This is a genomic window from Streptomyces sp. NPDC021562, assembly GCF_040640875.1.
In the GTDB taxonomy this organism is placed as follows: domain Bacteria; phylum Actinomycetota; class Actinomycetes; order Streptomycetales; family Streptomycetaceae; genus Streptomyces.
Genome location: NZ_JBFACN010000012.1, coordinates 160018 through 184370 on the forward strand (window position 1 = coordinate 160018; position 24353 = coordinate 184370).

Sequence of the window (24353 nt, forward strand, 5' to 3'; positions counted from 1 at the left end):
CGTTCGTGTGGCCGCAGGGCCTGCCCCCGTGGCACCGATCGCGCGGAACCGTGGCCATGGCTTGGCCGTCCGCACGAGCAAAGATCCTACGGGTGGGAGACGGGTGGCCGCAGGGGCCTTGTGCGAGGGAATCGTGAACCGGCGTACTCCCGTTGCACCCGGGAAAGCCCCTCTTGCCGAGGTCCGGCTAGGGTCCGGCTAAGGTCACTGCGGATGTGCCGGGCCTGCGAGGGGGAGACAACGTGCGCCTGAGTCTGACGGTCGTCGATCCGGTCGGCGGCGCCACCGCCGACGTCGTGCTCGACGCGGATCCCGAGTCGACGGTCGGTGACGTCGCCCGGGAGCTGGCCCGGCAGGTCGGTTCCGGGTTCCCGGCCGCCGACGAGGGCGGCGCCCAGGTCATCCCCATCGGCGCGCACCGCGGACAGGCCGCCCCCTTCCAGGTGTCCGGCCCGCAGGCCTACGTCGACGGGTACGCCCTCGACCCCGCAGCCACCGTCGTCGGCTCGCCGCTGCGCGACGGTGTCGTCGTCTCCCTGCACGATCCGGCCGGCTGCCTGATGGGAGAGCCCACCGGCATCGTGGAGTTCCGGGTCGCGGGCGGACCGGGCGCGGGTGCCGTGCACCGGCTCGGCGTCGGGCGGTACGACATCGGCACCGGGGCCGCCTCCCACCTCCGCGTCGAGGACCCCGAACTCGCGGCCCGCGCCGCCACCCTCTCCATCGCCATCGACGGCACCTGCAAACTCCAGGTGCACACCGCGGACGCCAAGCTGGACGGGGAGGAGTTCAAGGGCGAGGGCGACTGGCCGCTCGACGCCCAACTCGCGCTCGGCAACAGCCTGTTCGAGATCACCGCGTACGCGCCCCCGAACGCCGCCCTCAAGTGGTCCGACGACGGGGCCGGGCTCGACTACAACCGGCCCCCGCGGCTGCGCCCCGCCGACCGGCAGACGCACTTCGCGCTGCCGAACCCGCCCGGCGACTACGAGGCCCGGCCGCTGCCCTGGCTGATGGCGCTGCTGCCGCTCGTCGGCGCCGTCGTCTCCGTCCTCATGTTCGGGCGCTGGTACTACCTGATCATGGCGCTGATGAGTCCGGTCATGCTCTTCGGCAACTACTTCATGGACAAGAAGCACGGCCGGAAGTCCCACGCCAAGCAGCTCAAGGAGTACAAGGAGCACAAGGCGCGGATCGAGGGCGAGGCGCAGGAGGCCCTCGTCGCCGAACGGTCGGAGCGGCGCGCCGCGGTGCCGGACCCGGCTGCCGTGCTGACGTACGGCACCGGGCCGCGGACCCGGCTGTGGGAGCGGCGCCGTACCGACGCCGACCACCTGCTGATCCGCTTCGGCACCGGGCGCGTCCCCTCCGAGGTCGAGCTCGACGACCCCGAGCAGGACGAGCACAAGCGCAAGGTCCGCTGGTACATCGAGGACGCCCCGGTCGGCCTGTCGCTGCGCGACCTCGGGGTGATCGGCGTCGCCGGACCCGGTGACTCGGCGCACGCGCTGGGGCGTTGGGCCGTGGCCCAGACCGCCGTCCTGCACAGCCCCATGGACGTGCAGTTCTACGTGCTCACCGACCACGACGCCGGCACCCGCTGGGACTGGGTGCGCTGGCTGCCGCACTCCCGTCCCGGCGGCGGCCAGGACGTCAACGTGCTCATCGGCACCGACTCGGAGACCGTCGGCGCCCGCGTCGGCGAGCTCACCCAGCTCCTCGACGGCCGGCAGAAGGCCCTCAAGCAGGGTGGCCGAGGCAAGGCGGACGGCCCGGCGTTCTCCGACCCGGACATCGTCGTCGTATGGGACGGGTCCCGGCGGCTGCGGTCCCTGCCCGGTGTCGTACGGCTGTTGCGGGAGGGGCCGGGGGTGGCCATCCACTCCATCTGCCTCGACGAGGAGGAGCGGTTCCTGCCCGGGGAGTGCCAGGGCGTCGTCGTCGCCGAGCCGGTGGCGGGCAAGGAGCCGGTCGTGGCGGCCGTACCGCAGCAGGCCGCCGGTGGCTTCCCCTCCTTCCAGGCCTGGCATCCCCAGGTCGGCACCGGCGAGGAACGGGCGCCGCAGGACCTGGAGTTGCGGCTGCGCGTCGAGCAGAGCGGGGCGCTGCGCAAACGGAACGTACGGCCCGACTTCGTCTCCGCCGCCTGGTGCGCCCGGCTCGCCCGCTCCCTCTCCCCGCTGCGGGACATCAGCGGGGAGAGCGAGGACTCGGCGCTGCCCGCCGCCAGCCGGCTGCTCGACGTGCTCCAGCTGGAGCCGCCCACGCGGGACGCGATCGCCGCCCGGTGGCGGATGGGCGGGCAGTCTACCATGGCCGTCATCGGGGAGTCCTACGACGGTCCCTTCGGCATCGACCTGCGGCGCGACGGCCCGCACGGGCTCATCGCGGGTACCACCGGTTCCGGCAAGTCCGAGCTGCTGCAGACCATCGTGGCCGCGCTCGCCGTCGCCAACACCCCCGAGAACATGACCTTCGTCCTCGTCGACTACAAGGGCGGTTCGGCGTTCAAGGACTGTGTGAAGCTGCCGCACACGGTGGGCATGGTCACCGACCTCGACGCCCATCTGGTGGAGCGGGCCCTGGAGTCCCTGGGCGCCGAGCTGAAGCGGCGCGAGCACATCCTCGCCGCCGCCGACGCCAAGGACATCGAGGACTACCAGGACCTGGTCAGGCGGGACCCGTCGCACCCGCCGGTGCCCCGACTGCTCATCGTCATCGACGAGTTCGCGTCCATGGTGCGCGATCTGCCCGACTTCGTCACGGGACTCGTGAACATCGCCCAGCGCGGGCGGTCCCTCGGGATCCACCTCCTCCTCGCCACCCAGCGGCCCTCCGGCGTCGTCTCCCCCGAGATCCGCGCCAACACCAACCTCCGCATCGCGCTGCGCGTGACCGACGCCGGTGAGTCGACCGACGTCATCGACGCGCCCGACGCCGGGCACATCGCGAAGAGCACGCCGGGCCGGGCGTACGTCCGGCTGGGGCACGCCTCGCTGGTCCCGTTCCAGTCGGGGCGGGTCGGTGGCCGGCGGCCGGGTGCCGCCGATCCGGCCGCCCTCGCCCCCTGGGCCGGGGCGCTGACCTGGCAGGACCTCGGGCGGGCGGCACTGCGCAAGCCCAAGTCCGAGACGAAGGAGGACGACGAGATCACCGACCTGAAGGTGCTCGTCGACGCCGTGCGGGAGGCCAACACCGCGCTCGCCATCCCGCCCCAGCACTCCCCGTGGCTGCCCGCCCTCGACGACACCCTCCTGCTGGACGACGTGCCGCCCGTCCGGGCGCAGGGCGCGCTGCCCGCCGCCCCGTACGGTGTCGAGGACCTGCCCGCCGACCAGGCGCGCCGTGCGGTCGCCGTGGACTTCGCGACCTTCGGGCACCTCATCGTCGCGGGAGCCCCGCGCACCGGGCGTTCGCAGGTGCTGCGGACCATCGCCGGTTCGCTGGCCCGCACCAACTCCTGTGCCGACGTCCACCTCTACGGCATCGACTGCGGCAACGGCGCGCTGAACGCGCTGACCCGGCTGCCGCACTGCGGTGCGGTCGTCGGCCGGAACCAGACCGAACGCGTCCAGCGGCTCATGGCACGCCTGTCCGGTGAGCTGTCGAGGCGTCAGGAGATGCTGGCCGAGCGGGGGTTCGCGGACATCGGGGAGCAGCGGGCGGCCGTCGCGGAGGCGGAGCGGCTGCCGCACATCGTGCTGCTGCTCGACCGCTGGGAGGGCTGGCTGCCGACCCTCGGCGAGCTGAACCACGGCGACCTCACCGACCAGATCATGGTGATGATGCGGGAGGGCGCGAGCGTCGGCATCCATCTCGTCCTCACCGGTGACCGGCAGATCCTGGCCGGGCGGATCTCCTCCCTCACCGAGGACAAGTACGGGCTGCGGCTCGCCGACCGCGCCGACTTCTCCATGCTGGACATCAACTCGCGCAAGGTGCCCGAGGAGATCCCGCCGGGCCGCGCGTTCCGCAGCGAGACGGCCGCGGAGACGCAGTTCGCGCTGCTCTCCGCGGACACCACCGGGCAGGGGCAGGCCGCCGCGATCGTCGCGATCGCCGAGACGGCCGAGGCCAGGGACGCGCAGGTGCCGCGCGCGCGGCGGCCGTTCCGGGTGGACGTGCTGCCGGGCCGGATCTCCTTCGAGGAGGCCTGGGCGATGCGGGACCCCGCCGCGACGGCCTCCAAGCTGTGGGCGCTGGCCGGTGTCGGCGGTGACGAACTGACCGCCTTCGGACCGGACCTCGCCCAGGGCGTGCCGGCGTTCGTGATCGGCGGCCCGGCCAAGTCGGGCCGCTCCACAAGCCTGTTGGGCTTCGCCCGCTCCTACCTCGCCAACGGCGTACGGATCGTGATCGCCGCGCCCCGGCAGTCACCGTTGCGTGAACTCGAGGGCCGGGAAGGGGTCCTGAAGGTCTTCACGGGACGCGATGTCGACGAGGACGAGCTGGAGGAGCTCGTGAACACCGCCACCCCGGCCGATCCGGTCGTGGTCCTCGTGGACGACGCCGAGGTGCTGGACGACTGCGACGCCGAGGACGTCTTCAAGCGGATCGTGGAGCGGGGGGCCGAAGAGGGCCTGGCGGTCGTCATCGCGGGTGACGAGGACGAGATCTGCGACGGCTTCTCCGGCTGGCAGGTCGACGCCAAGAAGGCCCGCCGGGGCATCCTGCTCTCCCCGCAGGAGTCCGGCTCCGGCGAGCTGATCGGCATCCGCACGACCCGCGCCATGGTCGGCGGCCCCGTCCAGCCCGGCAAGGGCATGCTGCACCTGGGCACCGGCGAACACGTCACGGTCACGACACCGCAGTAGGACGGGAACGGGGTCAGCCGGACGTCTTCGTCAGCACGGCCACCGGGTTGCCCTCCGCCGAGCTGTCCGAGGTGTAGACCAGGGTGTCGTGGTCCGGGGTCAGGTAGACGGTGTTCGTGGCGGGGTCGCAGCCGTCGTGGTTGCCCTTGGCGCCCGTGGAGGAGGCGACGAGCCTCGTCCTCGTCACCGACTTCAGGGTGAGCACGTCCGTGCAGACCCCGCCCAGCTGGTCGGTCTGGCGCAGCCGGCCCAGCTCCGCGCCGACGGCCGCCTGTACGACGGTGAGCCGGAAGGTGCCCATGGGGAGGTTGCCCTGCAGGGCGGTGGCCGTGCCCTCCCAGGTGCCGAGGTAGGACGCCGGGACCGCGCCCCCGGACGCCGTGGCGCCCCCCGAGGAGACGGGAGGGGAGGCCGCCTGGCCCGACCCCGCGCTGCTGCCGTCGTCGCCGTGGAGCCACGGCCGTGCCAGGTAGCCCAGTCCGACCGTCGCCACGGCCAGCGCGCCGGCCACGGCCAGCGCCACCGTGCAGCTGACCCGGCGCCCGCGCCCGCCCTCCCCGGGTACGGCGGTCGCCGCGACGCTCACCGACACCTTTCCGGACGACGGGTCCACAGCGGTCCCAGCGGCCTCAGTGACCTCAGCAGCGGCCCCAGCGGCCTCAGCAGTCCCGGAGGTCACAGCGGCGAGGGGCGGTTTCGGCGGCGGTGGGCCGAACTCCCCCACCGAGGGACTGCTGAACCCCACCGGCCCCGACCCGGACACCGCCGCCGCGTCCCCCGCCACGCCCGCCGCCGCGTCCGCACCCGCGTCGAGGTTCAGCACCTGTACGGCGCTGCGGCTCACCCGCTCCACCAGCGCCCCCGGCAGCCACCCGCCGGTCACCAGCCGCGCGGCCCCCTGCGGAGCCAGCCGCCGGGCCAGCTCCGCGGGCCCCGGCCGCTCCCCCGCCTCCTTGGCCAGACACGTCTCGACCACCGCCCGTACCTCACCGCTCAGGGGGCCGAGTTCCGGTTCCTCGTGGACGACCTTGTAGAGCAGCGCGGCCGACGAGTCGCCCCGGAAGGGCGGCTCCCCGTTCGCCGCGTACGCCAGCACCGCGCCCAGCGAGAAGACGTCCGCGGCGCCCGTGACGCCCTTGCCGAGGATCTGTTCGGGAGCCATGTATCCCGGTGAGCCGATCGAGACCCCCGTGGACGTCAGCGACGCGGTGCCGTCGGTCGCCCGGGCGATGCCGAAGTCGATGAGCAGCGGGCCGTCCAGGGTGAGCAGCACGTTGGACGGCTTCACGTCCCGGTGCACCAGGCCCAGTTCGTGGACGGCGGCCAGCGCCTCCGCGAGCCCCGCGCCGAGCGCCCGTACCGTGTGCGCGGGCAGCGGACCGCCGTCGGTGACGGCGGCCGTCAGGGAGGGTCCGGCCGCGTAGGCGGTGGCGACCCAGGGCACCGGCGCGTCCGGGTCGGCGTCCAGTACGGAGGCGGTCCAGGCGCCGCCGACCCGCCGGGCGGCGGCCACCTCGCGGCGGAACCGGGCCCGGAACTCCTCGTCCGGCGCGAAGTGCGGGTGCACGATCTTCACCGCGACCGTACGGCCGCCCGCCGACCGGCCGAGGTAGACCCGGCCCATGCCGCCGGAGCCGAGCCGGCCGAGCAGCCGGTAGGGCCCCACGGCCGTCGGTTCGTCATCCGCGAGCGGCTGCATGCGTCCCCCACCCCCTGAGAGAGTCCGGACCCCCCGGAGTCCACGCAGCAGCCTATTGCCTGTCAGGGTTCCAGCAGAGCGACCTTCACGTCCGCCGGGAACCCGGTCGTCGGGCCCACCCTGCGGGCGAACTCGGTGACCGCCGCGAGCTGCGGCGCCCCGAAGCTGAAGTCGAGGGTGGTGAAGTACTGGGCCAGGGTCGCCTCGTCGAAGTCCTCCCAGCGGGCGGCCTGTTCGGCGACCTTGGCGACCTCCTCCAGGGAGAGGTTGCGGGAGTCGAGGAAGGCGGTGTGCACGTCACGCGTGATGCCCGGCTCGCGCTCCAGGTAGTCGCGGCGCGCCGCCCAGACCGCGAAGACGAAGGGCAGCCCCGTCCACTCCTTCCACAGTGCGCCGAGGTCGTGGACCTCCAGGCCGTAGCGCGGGCCGTCCAGCAGGTTGGCGCGCAGGGCCGCGTCGCCGATCAGTACCGCCGCCTCCGCCTCCTGCATCATCAGGCTGAGGTCGGGCGGGCAGGTGTAGTAGTCGGGCTGGACGCCGTAGCGCTCGGCGAGCAGCAGCTGGGCCAGGCGGACCGAGGTGCGCGAGGTGGAGCCGAGGGCGACCCGGCGGCCGTCCAGCTGGTCCAGCGGGACCTGCGAGACGATCACGCAGGACATCACGGGGCCGTCGCAGCCGACGGCGATGTCCGGGAAGGCGACCAGGTCGTCGGCGTTGCGCAGGAACTCGACGAGGGTGATGGGGCCGATGTCGAGGTCTCCGCGCACCAGTCGCTCGCTCAGCTTCTCCGGGGTGTCCTTCGTGAGCTCGAAGTCGAGGAGGGTGCCGGTTCTCGCGAGCCCCCAGTACAGGGGCAGGCAGTTCAGGAACTGGATGTGTCCGACGCGCGGCCGGGTGCGAGAATTGTCCACATCGCGAGACTAGACCCCATGGGGTACGGTGCTGAGACCGCCCCCGCCGTCAAGGCCCCAGGGATCATTCAAACGTCCGGGTGACGTGATCTTGGCCTCTGTTGCATTCGGCTGCCCACATGCTAGGCTCGCCGCAAGTTGCAGTTTGGTTTCCCTTGCAGTACAGAGCCTGCGGAGCATGTAACCGCGGGCTCTCGTCGTTTTCAGACATATGCAGTTGTGCGGCACTTAGTTTGTTTTCACACTTGCAGGTTCTGGAGCAGGGCGACCCTTTTGAGCCCAAGGAGGGCTTATGGCTACCGGAACCGTGAAGTGGTTCAACGCCGAAAAGGGCTTTGGCTTCATCGCCCAGGAAGGCGGCGGCCCCGACGTCTTCGTCCACTACTCCGCGATCAACGCCAGCGGGTTCCGCTCCCTCGAGGAGAACCAGCAGGTGAGCTTCGACGTCACGCAGGGCCCGAAGGGTCCGCAGGCGGAGAACGTCACCCCCGTCTGATCCCAGACAAACCAAGTCTGATCGCAGACTGAGTGCAGTACCCAAGGAGCCCCGCGCCATCCGGCGACGGGGCTCCTGCCTTTTCCCGCGGCTCCTGTATGCAATTCCGCGTTTCCCTTGCGGCTGCCCGGCGTCTTCTTGCCGTCCGTCTGGAGTCTTCTCAGCCCCTCCCGGGTGCCTTGTCAGCACTTCTCGGCGTTTTCCGCCGTAATGCGCCTGATGGGCGCCCCCTCACCCGGCCAGGCGTTCGCGCAGCAGTGTCCGCATGGAGACGGGTTCACGGCCGAGCAGGTCCGCCAGGGCGGGGTCGGCGGTCGCGAACTCCTGCTCGCGGGCCGCGGTGAAGATGCCGAGCAGGTGTCCGGCCGTCTCCTCGGGGACCCCGCCGCCGACCAGATGGCGGACGAACTCCTCGTCGGGGACCGTGGTCCTGGTCGCCCCGGCCAGTTCGGCGAGGTCGGCGAAGGTGAGCGCCTCCGAGCCGGTCAGCGGGGGCGTCGGCCCCTCGAAGCGGCCCTCGTCGGCCAGCACGACGGCGGCCGCCTCCGCCAGGTCGTCGTGGGCCGTCCAGCAGACCGGGCCGTCGGCGGGCAGGGCGACCTGCCCGGACGCGAGGCCCTGGGCCAGGAAGTCGAGCCCGCTGGCGGCATGGAAGCCGTTGCGCAGGGAGGTCCAGGCCAGGCCGGAGTCGGCCAGGTCCCGCTCGGTGGCCGCGTGGTCGCGGCAGGCCTGGAAGCGGGAGGTGGGACTCGCGCCCATCTGGGCGGTGTAGACGACCCGGCGGGCGCCGGCCGCGGCCGCGGCCTCGATGGCGGTGCGGTGCTGCCGTACGGTCTCCTCACCCATCCGGTCGACGGAGACGAGCAGGATCTGGGACGCGCCCTCGAAGGCGTGCGCGAGCCCTTCCGGCTCGGTGAAGCTGCCCCGGCGCACCCGCACCCCCCGGTCGGCGAGGGCCCGCGCCTTCTCCGGGTCCCGGACGCTGACGCCGACCCGGTCGGCCGGCACCCGGTCCAGCAGTCGCGCCACGATCCGGCTGCCGAGCTGCCCGGTCGCTCCGGTCACGATGATCACGATGTCCCTCCACAGGGTTGATATCAGCGATAACGAAGTGAGCGTAACACTGATACTAACGATGGAAGCAAGGGAGCGATATCGGCGATATCATCGCTGCATGCCCTCGGAGCCACGTGACACGGACACCCGCCGACGCGTCGTCGACGCCGCCATCGCCCTGCTGGAGCGCGACGGACGGGACGCCGTCACCACGCGCGCGGTGGCCGTCGCCGCGGGACTCCAGCCCCCGGCCATCTACCGGCTGTTCGGCGACAAGGAGGGGCTGCTGGCGGCGGTGGCCGAGCACGGCTTCGCCACCTTCCTCGCGAGCAAGAAGGTCGACCCCGACCCCGAGGACCCGATCCAGGACCTGCGGGACAGCTGGGACCTGGCGGTCCGGTTCGGTCTGGAGAACCCCGCGCTGTACTCCCTGATGTACGGCGACGTCTCGCGCCGGGACTCGCCCGCCTTCCGGACGGGTCTGGAGATCCTCCGCGGCCGGGTACGGCGGCTGACCGTCGCCGGGCTGTTGCGAGTCGGCGAGACGCTCGCGGCCGACGTCATCCACGCCACGGCCCGCGGCGCCGTCCTCACCTGGCTGTCCATGCCGGAGTCCGACCGCGATCCGGCGCTGCTCGGCACGCTGAGGGAGGCGATGGTCACGGCGATCACCACGGAGGAGCCGGCGGTGCGGGCCGCGGGGCCGGCCGGGGCGGCGCGGGCGCTGCGGGCCGGGCTTCCCGAGCAGACGGTGCTCAGTGGGGCGGAGCGGCAGTTGCTGGGGGAGTGGTTGGACCGGCTGGCCGAGGAGGGGTGACCCCCCGCGGGGTGGTTCTACGGGTGCGGGAGCGTCGTGGTTGCTCGCGCAGTTCCCCGCGCCCCTATCGGGGCGCTGCCTGAGCAGGGCTTATTACTTGGCGTACAAGCTCTCGATCTCTGGTGCGAAGTCCTTCATGATCGTGTCGCGGCGGAGCTTCATCGACGGGGTCAGGTGGCCCGCCTCCTCGGTGAAGTCGACGGGGAGCACGGTGAAGCGGCGGATGGACTCGGGGCGGGAGACGAGCTTGTTGGCCTCGTCGACGGCCCGTTGCAGGACGGCGCGCAACTCCTCGTCGTCCAGGAGGAGTTCCGGCGGCACCGGGTGCTTGCCGTTCATCTGCCGCCAGTGGGTGAGTCCGTCCCGGTCCAGGGTGATCAGCGCGCTGACGTAGGGCAGTCCGTCGCCGACCAGCATCACCTGGGAGATCAGGGGGTGCGAGCGCAGCCAGTTCTCCAGCGGGGCGGGGGCCACCGACTTGCCGCCGGCGGTGATGAGCATCTCCTTCTTGCGGCCGGTGATGGTGAGGTAGCCCTCGTCGTCGAGTTCGCCGATGTCGCCGGTGGCCAGCCAGCCGTCCCGGGTGGCGGGGACGACCCCGCCGGCCGCCGGGTCCCAGTAGCCGCGCAGGACGTGGTCACCCGCGATCAGGATCTCGCCGTCGGCGGCTATCCGGACCTTGGTGCCGGGCATCGGCCAGCCGACCGTGCCCAGCCGGGGTTTGAGCGGCGGGGTGCAGGTGGCGGCGGCGGTGGTCTCGGTCAGGCCGTAGCCCTCGTAGATCTCGATGCCCGCGCCGGCGTAGAACGCGGCGAGTCGGCGGCCCAGCGGTGAGCCGCCGCAGATGATGTGGCGGACCCGGCCGCCCATGGCGGCGCGGATCCGGCGGTAGACGAGCGGGTCGTAGAAGGCGCGGGCGGTCTTCAGGGCGCGGCCGGGACCGCTGCCGGTGCCGGTCTGGCTGGCCTCCAGTGCCTCGCCGTAGCGCTGAGCGATGCCGGTGGCGCGGTCGAAGACGGCGACCCGGCCGCCCGCCTCGGCCTTCGCCCGGGCGGTGTTGAAGACCTTCTCCAGCATGTACGGGATGGTGAGCAGGCAGGTCGGCTTGAAGGCGGCGAGGTCCGGGAGCAGGTCCTCGGCCTTGAGGCTGGGGGCGTGGCCGAGGCGGACCCGGGCGCGCACGCAGGCGATCGCCACCATCCGGCCGAAGACGTGGGACATGGGGAGGAAGAGGAGGATGGAGAGTTCCTCGTCGTTGCGGGCCTTGAAGATCGGGTAGAGGAGTTCGATCGCGTTGTCGACCTCGGCGAAGAAGTTGCCGTGCGACAGGGCGCAGCCCTTGGGGCGGCCGGTGGTACCCGAGGTGTAGATGAGGGTGGCGAGGGTGTCGGGGCCGAGCATGCCCCGCCGGACCCCGACCTCGGCGTCCTGGACGTGGCCGCCCGCCTCCGCGAGCCGGTCCACGTGCCCCTTGTCCATCACCCACAGGTGCCGCAGGTCGGGCAGCCGGTCGAGTTCCGGGCCGAGTGCGGCGGCCTGCGCGCTCGTCTCGGTGACCAGCGCGACCGCGCCGGAGTCGTGCAGGATCCAGCGGGTCTGGAAGACGGAGGAGGTCGGATAGATCGGGACGGTGACCAGGCCGGCCGCCCAGGCTGCGAAGTCGAGCAGGGTCCACTCGTACGTCGTGCGGGCCATGACCGCGATCCGGTCGCCCGGCATCAGGCCCTCCGCGATCAGCCCCTTCGCCACCGCCAGCACCTGTTCGGCGAACTCCGCCGCCGTCACGTTGGCCCAGCGCCCGCCCTCGGGGTCGGTCTTGCGGCTGAGCACCACCGCGTCCGGCTCCCGCTCGGCGTTCTCGAACGGCAGGTCGGCGAGCGAGCCGTGCCGTATCGGCGGTGCGAACGGCGGTACGTACGCCTCCCGCACGGCCCCGTCCAGCCGCTGGACGTGCGGCTCGACCAGGATCGGCTTCCCGTCGTAGTCCGTGGCGTTGATCGTGACACCGGAGGAGACCGGGGCGGCGTTCTGGAAGGAGGAAGTGGACACGGGGCGGCTCCTCGGGCGTGCAGCGGTGAACTGCTTGCTGCATCACGTACGTGCCTCATGCGGCGAGGCGTTCACCGGGGCCGGACCTCCGAAAGGGGTTACCGGCGGTTGGACGGAGAGCGTACGGCTCCGCTGTGGCGGCGTTGTGGGGTTTCCGGGATGGTACGGGGCCAAGCCTGTGCAATCCCGGAGGTTACGTGAGGGTCTCTCACATCAGCCCCTCACGGGCGGGTCACGGTCGTTCCAGGACGGCCGTCACCCCCTGACCGCCCGCCGCGCAGACGGAGATCAGCCCCCGCCCCGGACTCTCCCGTTCGGCGAGCGCCTTGGCAAGGGTCGCGACGATCCGGGCCCCGGTGGCGGCGAACGGGTGCCCGGTGGCCAGCGACGAGCCGTTGACGTTCAGCCGGTCCCGGTCGACGGCCGGCAGTCCCCGTTTCTCCCAGGCGGCCAGGGTGGCCAGCACCTGGGAGGCGAACGCCTCGTGGATCTCGATCAGGTCGAAGTCCGCCGCGAGGTCGAGGCCCGCCCGCTCCAGCATGCGCGGCACCGCGTACGCGGGCGCCATCAGCAGCCCGTCCTCGCCGTCCGCGACGTCGCCGTGCACGAAGTCGACCGCGGCGGTCTCGTAGGCCGTCAGGTACGCGAGCGGCCGCAGGCCGCGCTCGGCCGCCCAGTCGTCGGAGGCCAGCAGCACGAGCGCGGCACCGTCGGTGAGCGGGGTCGAGTTGCCCGCCGTCATCGTCGGGTCGGGGTCCGCGGTGCCGAACACCGGCTTGAGGCGGCCGAGTTTCTCCACGGTGGAGTCCGGCCGCAGGTTCTGGTCCCGCGTCAGGCCGCGGAACGGGACCACCAGGTCGTCGAAGAAGCCGCGTTCGTACGCGGCCGCCAGGCGCTGGTGGCTGGCGGCCGCCAGTTCGTCCTGCGCCCGCCGGTCGATCCCCCAGGCCCGTGCGGTCACCGCCGCGTGTTCGCCCATCGAAAGACCGGTGCGGGGCTCGGCGTTGCGCGGGATGTCGGGGACGAGGTGGCCGGGCCGGATCCCGGCGAGGGCCGCGAGCCGGCCGCCGAGGGACTTCGCCCGGCGGGCTTCGAGCAGGATCCTGCGCAGCGCGTCGTTGACGCCGAGGGGCACGTCGCTCGCCGTGTCCGCGCCGCCGGCCACGGCCGACTCCGTCTGCCCGAGGGCGATCTTGTTGGCGGCGGCGACGATCGCCTGCAGCCCGGTGCCGCAGGCCTGCTGGATGTCGTAGGCCGGGGTGCGCGGGTCCAGCTTCGAGCCGAGGACGGTCTCACGGGCGAGGTTGAAGTCCCGGCTGTGCTTGAGCACCGCTCCGGCGACGAACTCCCCCACCGCGCCGGGCTGTTCCAGCCCGAAGCGGTCGGCGAGTGCGTCCAGGGCCGCGGTCAGCATCTGCTGGTCGGAGGCGGTGGCGTACGGGCCGTCGGAGCGGGCGAAGGGGATCCGGCTGCCGCCGACCACCGCGACCCGGCGAGGGAACCTCACAACGCTCATCTCGACCTCTTCCTCCCCGGTGACATAGGATTACCTCCGGTAACCTTACTCCAGAGTAAGCACATGGGGGCTGGGCATGGCAGACCGTTATCTGAGCTTCGCCGGATCCGCGCCCGGCCGTTTCCTCACCCGGCGGCTCGGGCTGCCGCAACCGGCCGAGCTGATCCGCTGGTCGCCCGAACACCCCGGCTTCACCGGAGAGTTGCTGCACCTGACCGCCGGCAAGCCGGATCTGGACGCGCAACTGGCGCCGGTGCTGGCCCGCACCGGCCTGCGGCCCGGCGCCGGCTCCCCCGTAGCCGTCGTCCTCGACGCCACCGGCGTCCGGGACGTCGAGACGCTCGGCGAGGTGCACGCGGCCCTGCACCCCGTCGTGCGGTCGGTCGCCGCGAGCGGCCGCATCGTCCTGCTCGGCGCCCCGCTCGACCACACGGACCACCACCAGTACGCCGCACAGCAGGCGCTGGAGGGGTTCGTCCGGTCCCTGGGCAAGGAGGCGGGGCGGGGCAGGACCGTCAACCTCGTCCGGATCGCCGGGGACGCCCGGTCCGCCGAGTCCACCCTGCGGTTCCTGCTCTCCCCGCGGTCGGCGTACGTCAGCGGGCAGGTGATCGAGGTCGGCGCGGGCCCCTTCGCCGTACCGGACGACTGGGAACGGCCGCTCGCCGGGCGCACCGCGCTGGTCACCGGGGCCGCCCGCGGGATCGGCGCGGCCGTCGCCGAGACGCTGGCACGGGACGGGGCGCGGGTGGTGGTCCTCGACGTACCGGCGGCCGAGGCGGAGGCCCGCGCGGTCGCCGAGCGGCTCGGCGGCCGGGCGCTCACCCTCGACATCACCGAGGCGGACGCGGGGGCGCGGATCGCCGACGCGCTGCCGGCGGGGCTCGACGTCCTCGTCCACAACGCGGGGATCACCCGGGACCGGCGGCTGGTCAACATGCCGGCCGAGCGGTGGGGTTCGGTGCTCGACGTGAACCTGGGGAGCGTGCTGCGCACGACGGACGCGCTGCTGGAGCGGAGGGCGGTCAACGCCGGCGGGCGGATCGTGGGCACCGCGTCCATCGCCGGGATCGCCGGCAACGCGGGGCAGACGAACTACGGCGCGAGCAAGGCGGGGATCGTCGGGCTGGTGCGGGGGCTCGCGCCGCGGGCGCTCGCCGAGTACGGGGTGACGGTGAACGCCGTCGCGCCCGGCTTCATCGAGACGAGGATGACCGCTTCGATCCCGCTGTTCATCCGGGAGGCGGGGCGGCGGATGAACTCGCTGAGGCAGGGCGGGACGCCGGGGGACGTGGCGGAGACGGTGGGGTGGCTGGCGCAGCCGGGATCGGGCGCGGTCAACGGGCAGATCGTGCGGGTCTGCGGGCAGAGCCTGCTGGGCGCGTAGCGGAAAGGCGAACACCGTGACAGTCCTGACCGACCCGCCCGCCCTCGGGCCCCTGTTCGTGCGAGGGGCGTTGCTGTCGCCCTTCAAGAGGCCCGCCTCCGACGCGGCGTTCCCCCGCGCCCCGCTCGTGCTCCCCGGGCTCCGCCCCGACCTGTCGAGGCTCGCCGCCTACGAGCGCGTCTGCGGGTTCGCCACCGGGGCCGAGGGGCTGCCCGTCACCTACCCCCATGTCCTGGGGTTCCCGCTGGCCATGAAGCTGATGAGCGCCCGGGACTTCCCGCTCCCGCTGCTCGGGCTGGTGCACACGTCCATCGAGATCTCCCGGTACGCGGAGCTGCCCGCGGACGCGGTGTACGAGGTCTCCGTCCGCGTCGAGGGGCTGGGCCCGCACCGGCGCGGAACCGAGGCCGCCGTCGTGACCGAGATGCGGATGGGCGGGGCCGTCGTGTGGGAGTCGCGGAGCACCTATCTCGCGCGGCACCGGACGTCGTACGACGGTGCGGAACCGCGCGCGGCGCACGAGCCGCTGCCCGTCGTCGACGAGTGGCGGATCGCCGGCGACGTCGGGCGGCGGTACGGGGCCGCCTCCGGGGACCGCAACCCCATCCACCTCTCCGCGCCCACCGCCCGGCTCTTCGGCTTCCCCCGCGCCATCGCGCACGGCATGTGGACGGTCGCCCGCTGCCTCGCCGCCCACGGGGTGCCCGAACGGGCCCGGGTGACGGCGGAGTTCCGGGCGCCGGTGCCGCTCCCGGCGACGGTGCTGTACACGGCGGACGGCACCGGCCGCTTCGCACTGCGCGGCCCGGACCGGGACCGGGTGCACGTCCGGGGCCGGGTGTCCGCCCGGGAGGCCTGACGAGAGGCCTGAGCAGGCGGGCCGGGCGGGGTCCAGGCCGGTGACCGGGAGAGTTCGCAGGAGCGGGGAGGCGTGCGCCGGTGGTCGGGGTGGGCGGTCAGCGGGGCGTTCCTGGGCGGCGGCCGGCCGGATCGGGGGCCGTCGGGTGGGGCGGGGACCAGGGGCGCCCCTCCATCAGGTCGCCCAGGCCCGCCCAGGCGAAGTTCATCAGGGTCGTCGCGGCCTGCTTGGCGGTCACCCCCGGCGTGGCGTTGGCCCAGGCGGCGAGGGACTCGGCGGCGCCGACCAGGGCTTCCGCGAGGCCCGCCACCTCCGCCTCGGCCAGGTCGGGGTCACGGTGCGCCTCCCGGGCGGCGACGGCGATGAGCTGGGTCACGAACGCGACGAGTTCCTCGCGCATCGCCGCCACCACGGAGGCGAACCGCTCGCCGTGCGTACGGGCCTGGATGTGCAGCACCGACCAGCCGTCGGGGTGGGCGGCGGTGTGCGCGAAGAACGCCTGGAGCCCGTCCCAGAGCTGGCGGTCGGCGGGCAGCTCGCGGCGGACACCGGTGCGGACCGCCTCGGTCAGCGCGTCGGCCTCACGGCGGATGCACGCCGTGAACAGGTCTTCCTTGGAGTTGAGGTAGAGGTAGACCAACGGCTTGGAGACCCCGGCGAGTTCGGCGATCTCGTCCATGGACGCGGCCATGTAGCCGCGCTGTCCGAAGGTCCGCACGGCGGCGTCGAGCATCTGCTGCTCACGGACCGCCCGCGGCATCCGCTTGGTCTTCACGGCACCCATGGGCCAAAGCCTAGTTGCGGCGCCGGGGTTGGGAGCCGCCCGTGCGGTTCAGGAGGTCTGGCTCCGGGCCGGGGCGGCGGCCTCGTCGGCCACGTCGTCCTCCTGGCTCCGGTTGGCCTCGATGTTGGCCTTCATCCGGTCGACACGCTGCGAGACCTGGACCGACGCGCGGTCCCGCTCCTTGCGCAGCACGACGAAACTGATCGGCGCCGACAGGACGAGGGACAGCAGCAGGATCCACAGCGGGTTGGAGTCGCCGAAGCCGCGGGGGAACGCACCGGCGTAGACGAGGCCCCAGACGACGAGGAGGCAGCCCGCGAAGATACCGAGGCGCATCAGCGTGTAGCGGAGCATCTCAATCCAGTCTTCCGACGACGAAAAGGGGCACCGTCCAGTGAAGCACGACGTGGGGCCGATCTTGCAGTGGGGTCGGGTCAGGCCAGGGAGAGCAGCATGGTGATGTCGTCACGGTCGTCGCCGGGGGCGACCCGGATCGCGCCGGGGACCCGGCCGACCTCCTGGTATCCGCAGGAGCCGTAGAAGCTCTCCAGTCCTTGGCCGCCGCGGCAGGTGAGCCGTATCGCGGTCGTGCCGTCGAACCCGCGGGCCGCGTCGGCGGCCGCAGCGAGCAGGTCCCGGCCGTGGCCCTGCCCCTGGAGCTTGGGGTGCACCATCACCGTGTACAGCCACACCCAGTGCTTCATCAGACGGTGGGTGTTGAAGGCGAAGAAGGCGGTGGCCGCGACGGTGCCGGACTCGTCGTGGCCGACGAGGAGCCGGTGGCGGCCCTCGGCCATGGCGACGAGGTGCCGGACCAGTTCCGGACGGATGTCCTCCGGGGTCACCGGGGCGACGAAGCCGACGGCCCCGCCCGCGTTGGACACCTCCGTCCACAGGTCGAGGACGCCGTCACGGAGGGCGGGGGTGATGTCGGGATCGAGAGTGAAAGTAAGAGGCACTCGCGCAGTGTAGCCATTACCGACGGCTATGACGACAGGGTCCGGGCGGCGACTTCGAGATCGGCGACGAGGCCCTGGTAGGCCTGCGCACGATCGTCCGACCGCAGGACGGAGGACGGGTGGACGGTGGGGAGGAGGCGCTCGGGGCGGCCGTGTATCTCCCGTTCCAGCACGGTCCCGCGCACCTCGCCGACCCGGAACGACGATCCCAGCAGGGCCTTTCCGGCGGTGGCGCCGAGTACGACGATCAGCTCCGGGGCGACGACGGCCAGCTCCGCGGCGAGCCAGGGGGCGCAGGCCGACATCTCGCGGAGGGAGGGGGTCCGGTGGATGCGGCGCTTACGGGGTCCGGTCCGGGTGAACTTGAAGTGCTTGACGGCGTTGGTCACGTAGGCGTCGGCCGGGTCGAGGCCGGCGTCCGCGAGAGCCCGGTCGAGGAGTTTCCCGGCCGGGCCGACGAAGGGCTCGCCCTGCCGGTCCTCCTGGTCGCCGGGCTGCTCGCCGACGAGCATGACCCGGGCGTGCGCCCTGCCCTTCCCGAAGACGGTCCCCGTGGCGTCCCGGTGCAGCGGGCACCCGCGACAGCCGGCGGCGGCCCGCCGGAGCGCGGTGAGGCTCGGCTCCCGGCCGTCGGGGAGGAAGGGGGTCGCGGTGTACGCCTCCTCCGGGGCACCGGTGGTGGACATGGGGGCCGGGTACCCACCGCGGGGGGTACGGATTCGTCTCCGGGTGCGGCGGGGACCTCGACCACGGAGCCGCCGTCGGCATGTTCCTCCACCTCGAGGTGGATGCCGCGGTCTCCACCCCCGCCCCCACATCTCCACCCGTCACCGACCCCGAGGCCGATGGCAGGACCGGGCGCCGCGGCGAGAGTGGCTGCATGACAACGAACATCGTGATCATGCAGCTGGCGATCCTGGCCGTGGTGCTCGAGTCCGACCTCGGCCGCCGCAAGATCGGCTGGTTCAGGGTGGGACGGCCGATCATCGGCGTCGTCCTCATCGTGCCGTTCTTCTTCACCTCGCTGCCCACCGGCGAAAACGATCTTCTGCTGCAAGGGTCCGGCGCGCTTGCCGGGGCGGCGCTCGGCCTGTTCTCGGTCTGCCCGCTGCTGGTGTCAGTCGAGTACCACCCGAATGGGCGAAGCCGGCGGCGGGCCTCGTCCCACGGAGCCAAACCCGCCGCGGTCAGCCGCTCGGGGGTCGGCTACGCGGCGATCTGGATCGGCGTCACCGCCGCCCGCCTCGCCTTCGCCTACGGCGCTCAGCACATCTTCCCTGTGGGGCTCGGTGTGTTCCTGGCCACCGACCACCTGAGCGACACCGGGCTGACGAACGGCTTCATCTTCCTGTCCGTGACCATGAGTCTGTTCCGAAGCCTGGGGCTGTGGATACGGGGACGTGCGTGCCTGGCCCAGGCCGGCCACTCACAGGCCATCGTGTACGCGCACCGGCACGGCATCGGCGCCCAGGGGAATGATCAAGCTCAGTGGAACGGATGACAGGTGGGCTCTTCGGCCAGCCGTGCACGCCGCGGCGGTGCCGGCCGCACCCGCACCCGGGAACGCACCGTCGGTGCCCTCACAGCCGCATCGGCTGGGGGGAGTCCCTGCGGGCCGGGTCCGGGCCGTCGTACTCGCGGATGATCTCGTAGCGCGTGTTGCGCTCCACCGGGCGGAAGCCCGCGTCGCGGATGAGGTCGAGGAGGTCCTCGCGGGTCAGCTTGTTCGGCGTGCCGTAGTTGTCCGCGTCGTGGGTGATCTTGTACTCGACCACCGAGCCGTCCATGTCGTCGGCCCCGTGCTGCAACGCCAGCTGCGCCGTCTGCACGCCGTGCATGACCCAGAAGACCTTCACGTGCGGGACGTTGTCGAACAGCAGGCGCGACACCGCGAAGGTCTTCAACGCCTCCGCGCCCGTCGCCATCTGCGTGCGGGCCTGGAGCCGGTTGCGGACCTTGCCGTCCTTCATGTCCACGAAGTCGTGCTGGTAGCGCAGCGGGATGAAGACCTGGAAGCCGCCGGTCTCGTCCTGGAGCTCACGCAGGCGCAGCACGTGGTCGACGCGGTGGCGGGGCTCCTCGATGTGGCCGTACAGCATGGTGCACGGGGTCTTCAGACCCTTCTCGTGCGCCAGGCGGTGGATCCGCGACCAGTCCTCCCAGTGGGTGCGGTGGTCCACGATGTGCTGCCGGACCTCCCAGTCGAAGATCTCCGCACCGCCGCCGGTCAGGGACTCCAGACCCGCGTCGATCAGCTCGTCGAGGATCTCGGAGGCGGACAGCCCGGAGATGGTCTCGAAGTGGTGGATCTCCGTGGCCGTGAACGCCTTCAGCGAGACGTTCGGCAGCGCCGCCTTCAGTTCCCTGAGCGAGCGCGGGTAGTAGCGCCACGGCAGGTTCGGGTGCAGGCCGTTCACGATGTGGAGCTCGGTGAGGTTCTCGCCCTCCATCGCCTTCGCGAGCTTCACCGCCTCCTCGATGCGCATCGTGTACGCGTCCTTCTCGCCCGGCTTGCGCTGGAACGAGCAGTACGCGCAGGACGCCGTGCACACGTTCGTCATGTTGAGGTGGCGGTTGACGTTGAAGTGGACGACGTCACCGTTCTTGCGGGTGCGCACCTCGTGGGCGAGACCGCCCAGCCAGGCCAGGTCGTCCGACTCGTACAGCGCGATGCCGTCCTCGCGGGTCAGCCGCTCACCGGCCCTGACCTTCTCCTCCAGCTCACGCTTGAGCCCGACGTCCATTCCCACACCTCTCTCGGAAGACTTCCCCCGGAAGACTCCCCCGGAAGACTCTGACAACCGTACGGCTAGACCTCTTCGGGCAGCTCCCCGACCCGGTTCTCCCACTTCGTGGACAGCACGATCGTGGTACGGGTCCGGGACACGCCCTTCGTGCCGGACAGCCGCCGGATCGTCTTCTCCAGGCCGTCGACGTCCGTCGAGCGCACCTTGAGCATGAACGAGTCGTCGCCGGCGATGAACCAGCAGTCCTCGATCTCCGGCAGGTCCCGCAGCCGCTGCGCCACGTCCTCGTGGTCGGCCGCGTCGGAGAGGGAGATGCCGATCAGAGCGGTCACGCCGAGCCCGAGCGAGGCCGCGTTCACGGTCGCCCGGTAGCCGGTGATGACCCCGGCCGCCTCCAGCCGGTTGATGCGGTCGGTGACGCTGGGTCCCGACAGCCCGACGAGACGGCCCAGCTCAGCGTACGAGGCCCGGCCGTTCTCCCTCAGGGCCTGGATGAGCTGCCTGTCCACGGCGTCCATGCGATCGAAGCCTTCCGCTGAAAGTTCCGGAGTGGATGAGAGATGGTGCTGATGAGGTACCGCTACTGGCCCGCGCCGCCGCCGAGGTCGCCCTGCCAGCGGCGGTAGAGCCGGTGCCCGACGCCCGCGGCGTCCAGGACGCGTCCGGCGACGAAGTCGACCAGGTCCTGGATGTGGGTGGCGCCCGCGTAGAAGGCCGGCGAGGCGGGGAGGACGACCGCCCCCAGGTCGTCCAGGGTGACGAGGTGGCGCAGGGTCTGACCGCCCAGGGGGGTCTCCCGGACGGCCACGACGAGCGGGCGGCGCTCCTTGAGGGTGACGGAGGCCGTCCGCTGGAGCAGGTCCTTGGAGAGCCCGAGGGCGACCCCGGCGACGGCGGCGGTGGACGCCGGCACGATCAGCATGCCCTTGGCCGGGTACGACCCCGAGGACGGCCCGGCGGCCAGGTCACCGGCGCTCCAGTACCGCACCCGAGTCAGGTCCGTCTCGAAGGTGCCCGGCTTGCCGTCGGCGCCCCGCGCCAGCCACTCCCCCAGGTCCCGGCGCCAGTGCGCGTCCCGGAAGGAGATCCCGGTCTCGTCCAGCAACGTGAGCCGAGAGGCCCGGCTGACCACCAGGTCGACGCTCTCCCCCGCGTCCAGCAGGCCGCGCAGCACGGCGGCGGCATAGGGCGTACCGGACGCCCCGGACACCCCCACGATCCAAGGCACGCGCTGCGTTTCTCCTGCGTTCACACCTTGAGCGTACCGGCGCGCCGACCGAGGCTCAGGCGGGGTGGGGCGCCTTCGGGTCGACGGGGAGGCGCGAGGTGGGCAGGGTGAGCTTGCCGAGCGACGAGACGACGGTCAGCTCGGGGCCGTACGGAATGGTGTCGCGCCCCTGATAGCCCTCACCACTGGGGTTCCACATCGTGACGACGTGCCCCTTGAGGGGGTCGAAGAGGAGGTAGTTGGCGATGCCCCGGGAGGCGTACCAGCGGGGCTTGACCTCGTAATCGCGGCGGATGCTGCCCTGGGAAACCACTTCGACGACCAGCTCGATGAGATCCGGGGAGTACGCGCCCTCGTTCTTCGCGGTCTCGGAAGCCGGAATGACGGCCAGGTCGGGGCAGAACTCATTGGCTTCGTCGAAGGGGAACGCGACATCGCTGGTGAAGTCCCATTCCGAGCCGAGTTGTGCCGCGAGGTCGTTCCAGACCAGGCGGATGGTCTTGGCGTGGTGGGGCTTGACCGGACTCATCATGATGTTGCCCTCGACAATCTCCATGCGATAGCCGGGGAACATGTCCTCGAACCGGCTGAGCTGCGAGTGCAGGCGATCAAGGTCCGAGACGGTCACTGCGTCCTCCCTGGGGTCCTGCCCTCGATGGTAGGCCGCACGGTATTCAGACGGTCAGACCCCGCACCAGGAGATCGAGCAGTGCGCACACGAACAGGGCAATGCCGATGAACCCGTTGACGCTGAAGAAGGCGCGGTTGAGGCGGGAGAGGTCGTGCGGGCGGACGATGGAGTGCTCGTAGAGGAAGGCACCGGCCACGATCACCAGGCCCAGCCAGAAGAAGGCACCGGCGCCGGTGACGACCGCGTACCAGACGAACAGGCCGGTCACCACCGCGTGGCAGACCCGGGCGCCCCAGATCGCGGCCGGGATGCCGAAGCGGGCCGGGACCGACATGACGCCGATCTCGCGGTCGGTCTCGACGTCCTGGCAGGCGTAGATGAGGTCGAAGCCGCCGATCCAGACGCCCACGGCGAGGCCCAGGATCACCGCGTCCCAGGACCACTCGCCGGTGACCGCGAGCCAGCCGCCGATCGGGCCCATGGCCTGGGCGAGGCCGAGGATGGCCTGCGGGAAGTTCGTGAACCGCTTGCCGTAGGGGTAGACGACCATCGGGATCACGGCGACCGGTGCGAGCGCCAGGCACAGGGGGTTGAGCAGGGCCGCCGAACCGAGGAAGACCGCCACCGCGATCAGCGCGCCGGTCCAGGCGTGCCTCACGCTCATCGCGCCGGTGACCAGCTCGCGTTGGGCGGTGCGCGGGTTCCGGGCGTCGATCTCGCGGTCGATGATCCGGTTGACCGCCATCGCGAACGTCCGCAGGCCGACCATGCAGACGGTGACCAGGAGCAGCCGGCCCCAGTGGATGTTCCGGTCCAGCTCGAACATCGCGGTCAGCGTGGCGATGTACGCGAAGGGCAGCGCGAAGACCGAGTGCTCGATCATCACCAGGCGGAGGAACGCCTTGGTGCGTCCCGGCTGCGGGAGTGCTGCGGAGGCGGAGCTCACAGGCCGTACTCCTTCCAGCGGCGGTCGACCTTCGCCGCCGTATCCGGGTCCGACAGGACCATGTCCGGCCAGCCGCCGTCCCTGGTGTAGCCCTCCTCGGGCCACTTCTTCGTGGCGTCGATGCCCGCCTTGCCGCCCCAGAACTGCTGGTAGGAGGCGTGGTCGAGGTGGTCCACCGGGCCTTCGACGACGGTGAGGTCGCGGGCGTAGTCGGTGTTGCCGAGGGCCCGCCAGGCGACCTCGTGCAGGTTGTGGACGTCGCAGTCGGCGTCGACGACCACGATCAGCTTGGTGAGCGACATCATGTGCGCCCCCCAGACCGCGTGCATGACCTTCTGCGCGTGCTTCGGGTACTTCTTGTCGATCGAGACGATCGCGCAGTTGTGGAAGCCGCCGGACTCGGGGAGGTGGTAGTCCACGATGTCCGGGACGATGATCTTCAGGAGGGGGAGGAAGAAGCGTTCCGTGGCGCGGCCGAGCGGGCCGTCCTCCGTCGGGGGGCGGCCGACGACGATCGACTGGAGCAGGGGGCGGCGGCGCATCGTCACGCAGTCGATGGTCAGCGCCGGGAAGGGTTCCTGCGGGGTGTAGAAGCCGGTGTGGTCGCCGAAGGGGCCCTCCGGCAGCATCTCGCCCGGTTCCAGCCAGCCCTCCAGGACGACCTCCGCCTGCGCCGGGACCTGGAGCGGGACGGTCTTGCAGTCGACCATCTCGATCCGCTTGCCCGCGATGAACCCGGCGAACAGGTACTCGTCGATGTCGCCGGGCAGGGGTGCGGTGGAGGCGTAGGTCACGGCGGGCGGGCAGCCGAAGGCGATCGCGACCGGAAGGCGCTCGCCGCGCCGCGCCGCCACCTGGTAGTGGTTGCGGCTGTCCTTGTGGATCTGCCAGTGCATGCCGATGGTGCGCCGGTCGTGGCGCTGGAGGCGGTACAGACCCAGGTTCCGGATCCCGCTCTCCGGGTCCTTGGTGTGGGTGAGCCCGAGGTTGAAGAAGGAGCCGCCGTCCTGCGGCCAGGTGAACAGGGCCGGCAGCTGGTCCAGGTCCACCTCGTCGCCCTTCAGGACGACCTCCTGCACGGGCGCGCTGTCGGACTTCACCTTCTTCGGCGGTACGTGCGCCATCGAGCCGAGCTTGCCGAACGCCTCCCGCACCCCGCCGAACCCGTGCGGGAGTTCGGGGCGCAGCAGCCCGCCGATCTTCTCGGAGATCTCGCCGTACGACTTCAGGCCGAGGGCCTTCAGCAGCCTGCGGTCGGTGCCGAAAACGTTCATCGCGAGCGGCATGGCGGAGCCGCGGACGTTCTCGAAGAGGAGTGCCGGGCCACCGGCCTTCTGGACCCGGTCGACGATCTCCCCGACCTCCAGGTACGGGTCGACCTCGGTCTTGACACGCTTGAGGTCTCCCTCGCGCTCCAGTGCCCGGAGCAGGGAGCGAAGATCGTCGTAAGCCAT

Annotated in this window: 21 protein-coding genes; 6 read left to right on the forward strand and 15 right to left on the reverse strand. The window is 71.8% G+C overall.

The genetic code is table 11. The annotated features are described in order from the left end of the window. The first annotated feature begins 242 nt into the window (after window positions 1-242). Entirely contained in the window at window positions 243-4814 is a 4572-nt protein-coding gene (locus tag AB0G52_RS20485; protein WP_361337689.1) for an FtsK/SpoIIIE domain-containing protein, read from the forward strand. Window positions 4815-4827: 13 nt separating this feature from the next. On the opposite strand, the gene AB0G52_RS20490 is transcribed toward AB0G52_RS20485, so the two are convergent. Both AB0G52_RS20490 and AB0G52_RS20495 read right to left on the reverse strand, forming a co-directional pair. Next, on the reverse strand, window positions 4828-6513 hold the full coding sequence (locus AB0G52_RS20490; protein ID WP_361337690.1) for a serine/threonine-protein kinase: 1686 nt from the start codon (window positions 6511-6513) through the stop codon (window positions 4828-4830). Between the two features lie 62 nt (window positions 6514-6575). Beyond that, the gene (locus tag AB0G52_RS20495) at window positions 6576-7424 is read right to left on the reverse strand and encodes a menaquinone biosynthesis protein (RefSeq protein ID WP_132890322.1); all 849 of its coding nucleotides are present in this window, start codon (window positions 7422-7424) and stop codon (window positions 6576-6578) included. 292 nt (window positions 7425-7716) lie between these two features. On the opposite strand from AB0G52_RS20495, the gene AB0G52_RS20500 reads away from it, so the two are divergent. Beyond that, on the forward strand, window positions 7717-7920 hold the full coding sequence (locus AB0G52_RS20500) for a cold-shock protein (RefSeq protein ID WP_003992177.1): 204 nt from the start codon (window positions 7717-7719) through the stop codon (window positions 7918-7920). 231 nt (window positions 7921-8151) lie between these two features. On the opposite strand, the gene AB0G52_RS20505 is transcribed toward AB0G52_RS20500, so the two are convergent. After that, complete coding sequence (locus AB0G52_RS20505; RefSeq protein WP_361337692.1) at window positions 8152-8994, reverse strand: NAD(P)H-binding protein; 843 nt, start codon at window positions 8992-8994, stop codon at window positions 8152-8154. A 100-nt stretch (window positions 8995-9094) separates the two neighbouring features. Between AB0G52_RS20505 and AB0G52_RS20510 the strand changes: the two genes are divergently transcribed. Further along, complete coding sequence (locus AB0G52_RS20510) at window positions 9095-9793, forward strand: TetR/AcrR family transcriptional regulator (protein ID WP_361337694.1); 699 nt, start codon at window positions 9095-9097, stop codon at window positions 9791-9793. 93 nt (window positions 9794-9886) lie between these two features. Here the strand turns inward: AB0G52_RS20510 and AB0G52_RS20515 are convergent, their stop codons facing one another. Both AB0G52_RS20515 and AB0G52_RS20520 read right to left on the reverse strand, forming a co-directional pair. After that, window positions 9887-11791 carry an AMP-binding protein gene (locus tag AB0G52_RS20515; RefSeq protein WP_361337809.1) on the reverse strand — a complete coding sequence of 635 codons (1905 nt, stop codon included), beginning with the start codon at window positions 11789-11791 and terminating at the stop codon, window positions 9887-9889. 283 nt (window positions 11792-12074) lie between these two features. Beyond that, window positions 12075-13358, reverse strand: coding sequence for an acetyl-CoA C-acetyltransferase (locus AB0G52_RS20520; RefSeq protein WP_361337696.1), 1284 nt, complete (start codon window positions 13356-13358; stop codon window positions 12075-12077). 76 nt (window positions 13359-13434) lie between these two features. On the opposite strand from AB0G52_RS20520, the gene AB0G52_RS20525 reads away from it, so the two are divergent. Next, entirely contained in the window at window positions 13435-14745 is a 1311-nt protein-coding gene (locus AB0G52_RS20525; protein WP_361337698.1) for a 3-oxoacyl-ACP reductase, read from the forward strand. A gap of 16 nt (window positions 14746-14761) precedes the next feature. Continuing rightward, on the forward strand, window positions 14762-15604 hold the full coding sequence (locus AB0G52_RS20530) for a MaoC/PaaZ C-terminal domain-containing protein (protein ID WP_361337700.1): 843 nt from the start codon (window positions 14762-14764) through the stop codon (window positions 15602-15604). A 97-nt stretch (window positions 15605-15701) separates the two neighbouring features. Here AB0G52_RS20530 and AB0G52_RS20535 read toward each other — a convergent pair whose 3' ends face one another. From AB0G52_RS20535 to AB0G52_RS20550, 4 genes are all read right to left on the reverse strand, one after another. Further along, window positions 15702-16388: a TetR/AcrR family transcriptional regulator gene (locus tag AB0G52_RS20535; RefSeq protein ID WP_361337702.1), complete on the reverse strand. Its 687-nt coding sequence runs from the start codon at window positions 16386-16388 to the stop codon at window positions 15702-15704. A 48-nt stretch (window positions 16389-16436) separates the two neighbouring features. Continuing rightward, the gene (locus AB0G52_RS20540; protein WP_358981206.1) at window positions 16437-16742 is read right to left on the reverse strand and encodes a DUF4229 domain-containing protein; all 306 of its coding nucleotides are present in this window, start codon (window positions 16740-16742) and stop codon (window positions 16437-16439) included. An 80-nt stretch (window positions 16743-16822) separates the two neighbouring features. Then, window positions 16823-17347: a GNAT family N-acetyltransferase gene (locus AB0G52_RS20545; RefSeq protein ID WP_132890331.1), complete on the reverse strand. Its 525-nt coding sequence runs from the start codon at window positions 17345-17347 to the stop codon at window positions 16823-16825. A 26-nt stretch (window positions 17348-17373) separates the two neighbouring features. Next, complete coding sequence (locus AB0G52_RS20550) at window positions 17374-18033, reverse strand: UdgX family uracil-DNA binding protein (RefSeq protein ID WP_361337704.1); 660 nt, start codon at window positions 18031-18033, stop codon at window positions 17374-17376. Window positions 18034-18113: 80 nt separating this feature from the next. Between AB0G52_RS20550 and AB0G52_RS20555 the strand changes: the two genes are divergently transcribed. Then, window positions 18114-18848 (forward strand): hypothetical protein, encoded by a 735-nt coding sequence (locus AB0G52_RS20555; RefSeq protein WP_361337706.1) that lies wholly within the window; start codon window positions 18114-18116, stop codon window positions 18846-18848. Window positions 18849-18927: 79 nt separating this feature from the next. Here the strand turns inward: AB0G52_RS20555 and mqnE are convergent, their stop codons facing one another. From mqnE to AB0G52_RS20585, 6 genes are all read right to left on the reverse strand, one after another. Then, on the reverse strand, window positions 18928-20091 hold the full coding sequence (mqnE, locus tag AB0G52_RS20560) for an aminofutalosine synthase MqnE (RefSeq protein ID WP_132890334.1): 1164 nt from the start codon (window positions 20089-20091) through the stop codon (window positions 18928-18930). A gap of 65 nt (window positions 20092-20156) precedes the next feature. Next, window positions 20157-20612: an Lrp/AsnC family transcriptional regulator gene (locus AB0G52_RS20565; protein ID WP_030640941.1), complete on the reverse strand. Its 456-nt coding sequence runs from the start codon at window positions 20610-20612 to the stop codon at window positions 20157-20159. 62 nt (window positions 20613-20674) lie between these two features. After that, a complete protein-coding gene (locus tag AB0G52_RS20570; protein ID WP_361337708.1) occupies window positions 20675-21322 on the reverse strand; it encodes a UbiX family flavin prenyltransferase in 648 nt (215 codons plus the stop codon). Window positions 21323-21377: 55 nt separating this feature from the next. Next, window positions 21378-21950: a Uma2 family endonuclease gene (locus tag AB0G52_RS20575; protein ID WP_132890335.1), complete on the reverse strand. Its 573-nt coding sequence runs from the start codon at window positions 21948-21950 to the stop codon at window positions 21378-21380. A 46-nt stretch (window positions 21951-21996) separates the two neighbouring features. Then, window positions 21997-22899: a menaquinone biosynthesis prenyltransferase MqnP gene (gene mqnP, locus AB0G52_RS20580; RefSeq protein ID WP_132890336.1), complete on the reverse strand. Its 903-nt coding sequence runs from the start codon at window positions 22897-22899 to the stop codon at window positions 21997-21999. Then, window positions 22896-24353, reverse strand: a complete 1458-nt coding sequence (locus tag AB0G52_RS20585) for a menaquinone biosynthesis decarboxylase (RefSeq protein WP_132890337.1) — start codon at window positions 24351-24353, stop codon at window positions 22896-22898. Before AB0G52_RS20585 ends, mqnP begins: the two co-directional genes overlap by 4 nt.

Bases quoted from the DNA above. Each gene is read 5' to 3' on its own strand.
- AB0G52_RS20585 (WP_132890337.1), bottom strand. From the start codon at position 24,353: ATGGCTTACGACGATCTTCGCTCCCTGCTCCGGGCACTGGAGCGCGAG.
- AB0G52_RS20520 (WP_361337696.1), bottom strand. From the start codon at position 13,358: ATGAGCGTTGTGAGGTTCCCTCGCCGGGTCGCGGTGGTCGGCGGCAGC.
- AB0G52_RS20525 (WP_361337698.1), top strand. From the start codon at position 13,435: ATGGCAGACCGTTATCTGAGCTTCGCCGGATCCGCGCCCGGCCGTTTC.
- AB0G52_RS20550 (WP_361337704.1), bottom strand. From the start codon at position 18,033: ATGTCCACCACCGGTGCCCCGGAGGAGGCGTACACCGCGACCCCCTTC.
- AB0G52_RS20535 (WP_361337702.1), bottom strand. From the start codon at position 16,388: ATGGGTGCCGTGAAGACCAAGCGGATGCCGCGGGCGGTCCGTGAGCAG.
- AB0G52_RS20555 (WP_361337706.1), top strand. From the start codon at position 18,114: ATGTTCCTCCACCTCGAGGTGGATGCCGCGGTCTCCACCCCCGCCCCC.
- AB0G52_RS20510 (WP_361337694.1), top strand. From the start codon at position 9,095: ATGCCCTCGGAGCCACGTGACACGGACACCCGCCGACGCGTCGTCGAC.
- AB0G52_RS20565 (WP_030640941.1), bottom strand. From the start codon at position 20,612: ATGGACGCCGTGGACAGGCAGCTCATCCAGGCCCTGAGGGAGAACGGC.
- AB0G52_RS20500 (WP_003992177.1), top strand. From the start codon at position 7,717: ATGGCTACCGGAACCGTGAAGTGGTTCAACGCCGAAAAGGGCTTTGGC.
- AB0G52_RS20540 (WP_358981206.1), bottom strand. From the start codon at position 16,742: ATGCTCCGCTACACGCTGATGCGCCTCGGTATCTTCGCGGGCTGCCTC.
- mqnE (WP_132890334.1), bottom strand. From the start codon at position 20,091: ATGGACGTCGGGCTCAAGCGTGAGCTGGAGGAGAAGGTCAGGGCCGGT.
- AB0G52_RS20490 (WP_361337690.1), bottom strand. From the start codon at position 6,513: ATGCAGCCGCTCGCGGATGACGAACCGACGGCCGTGGGGCCCTACCGG.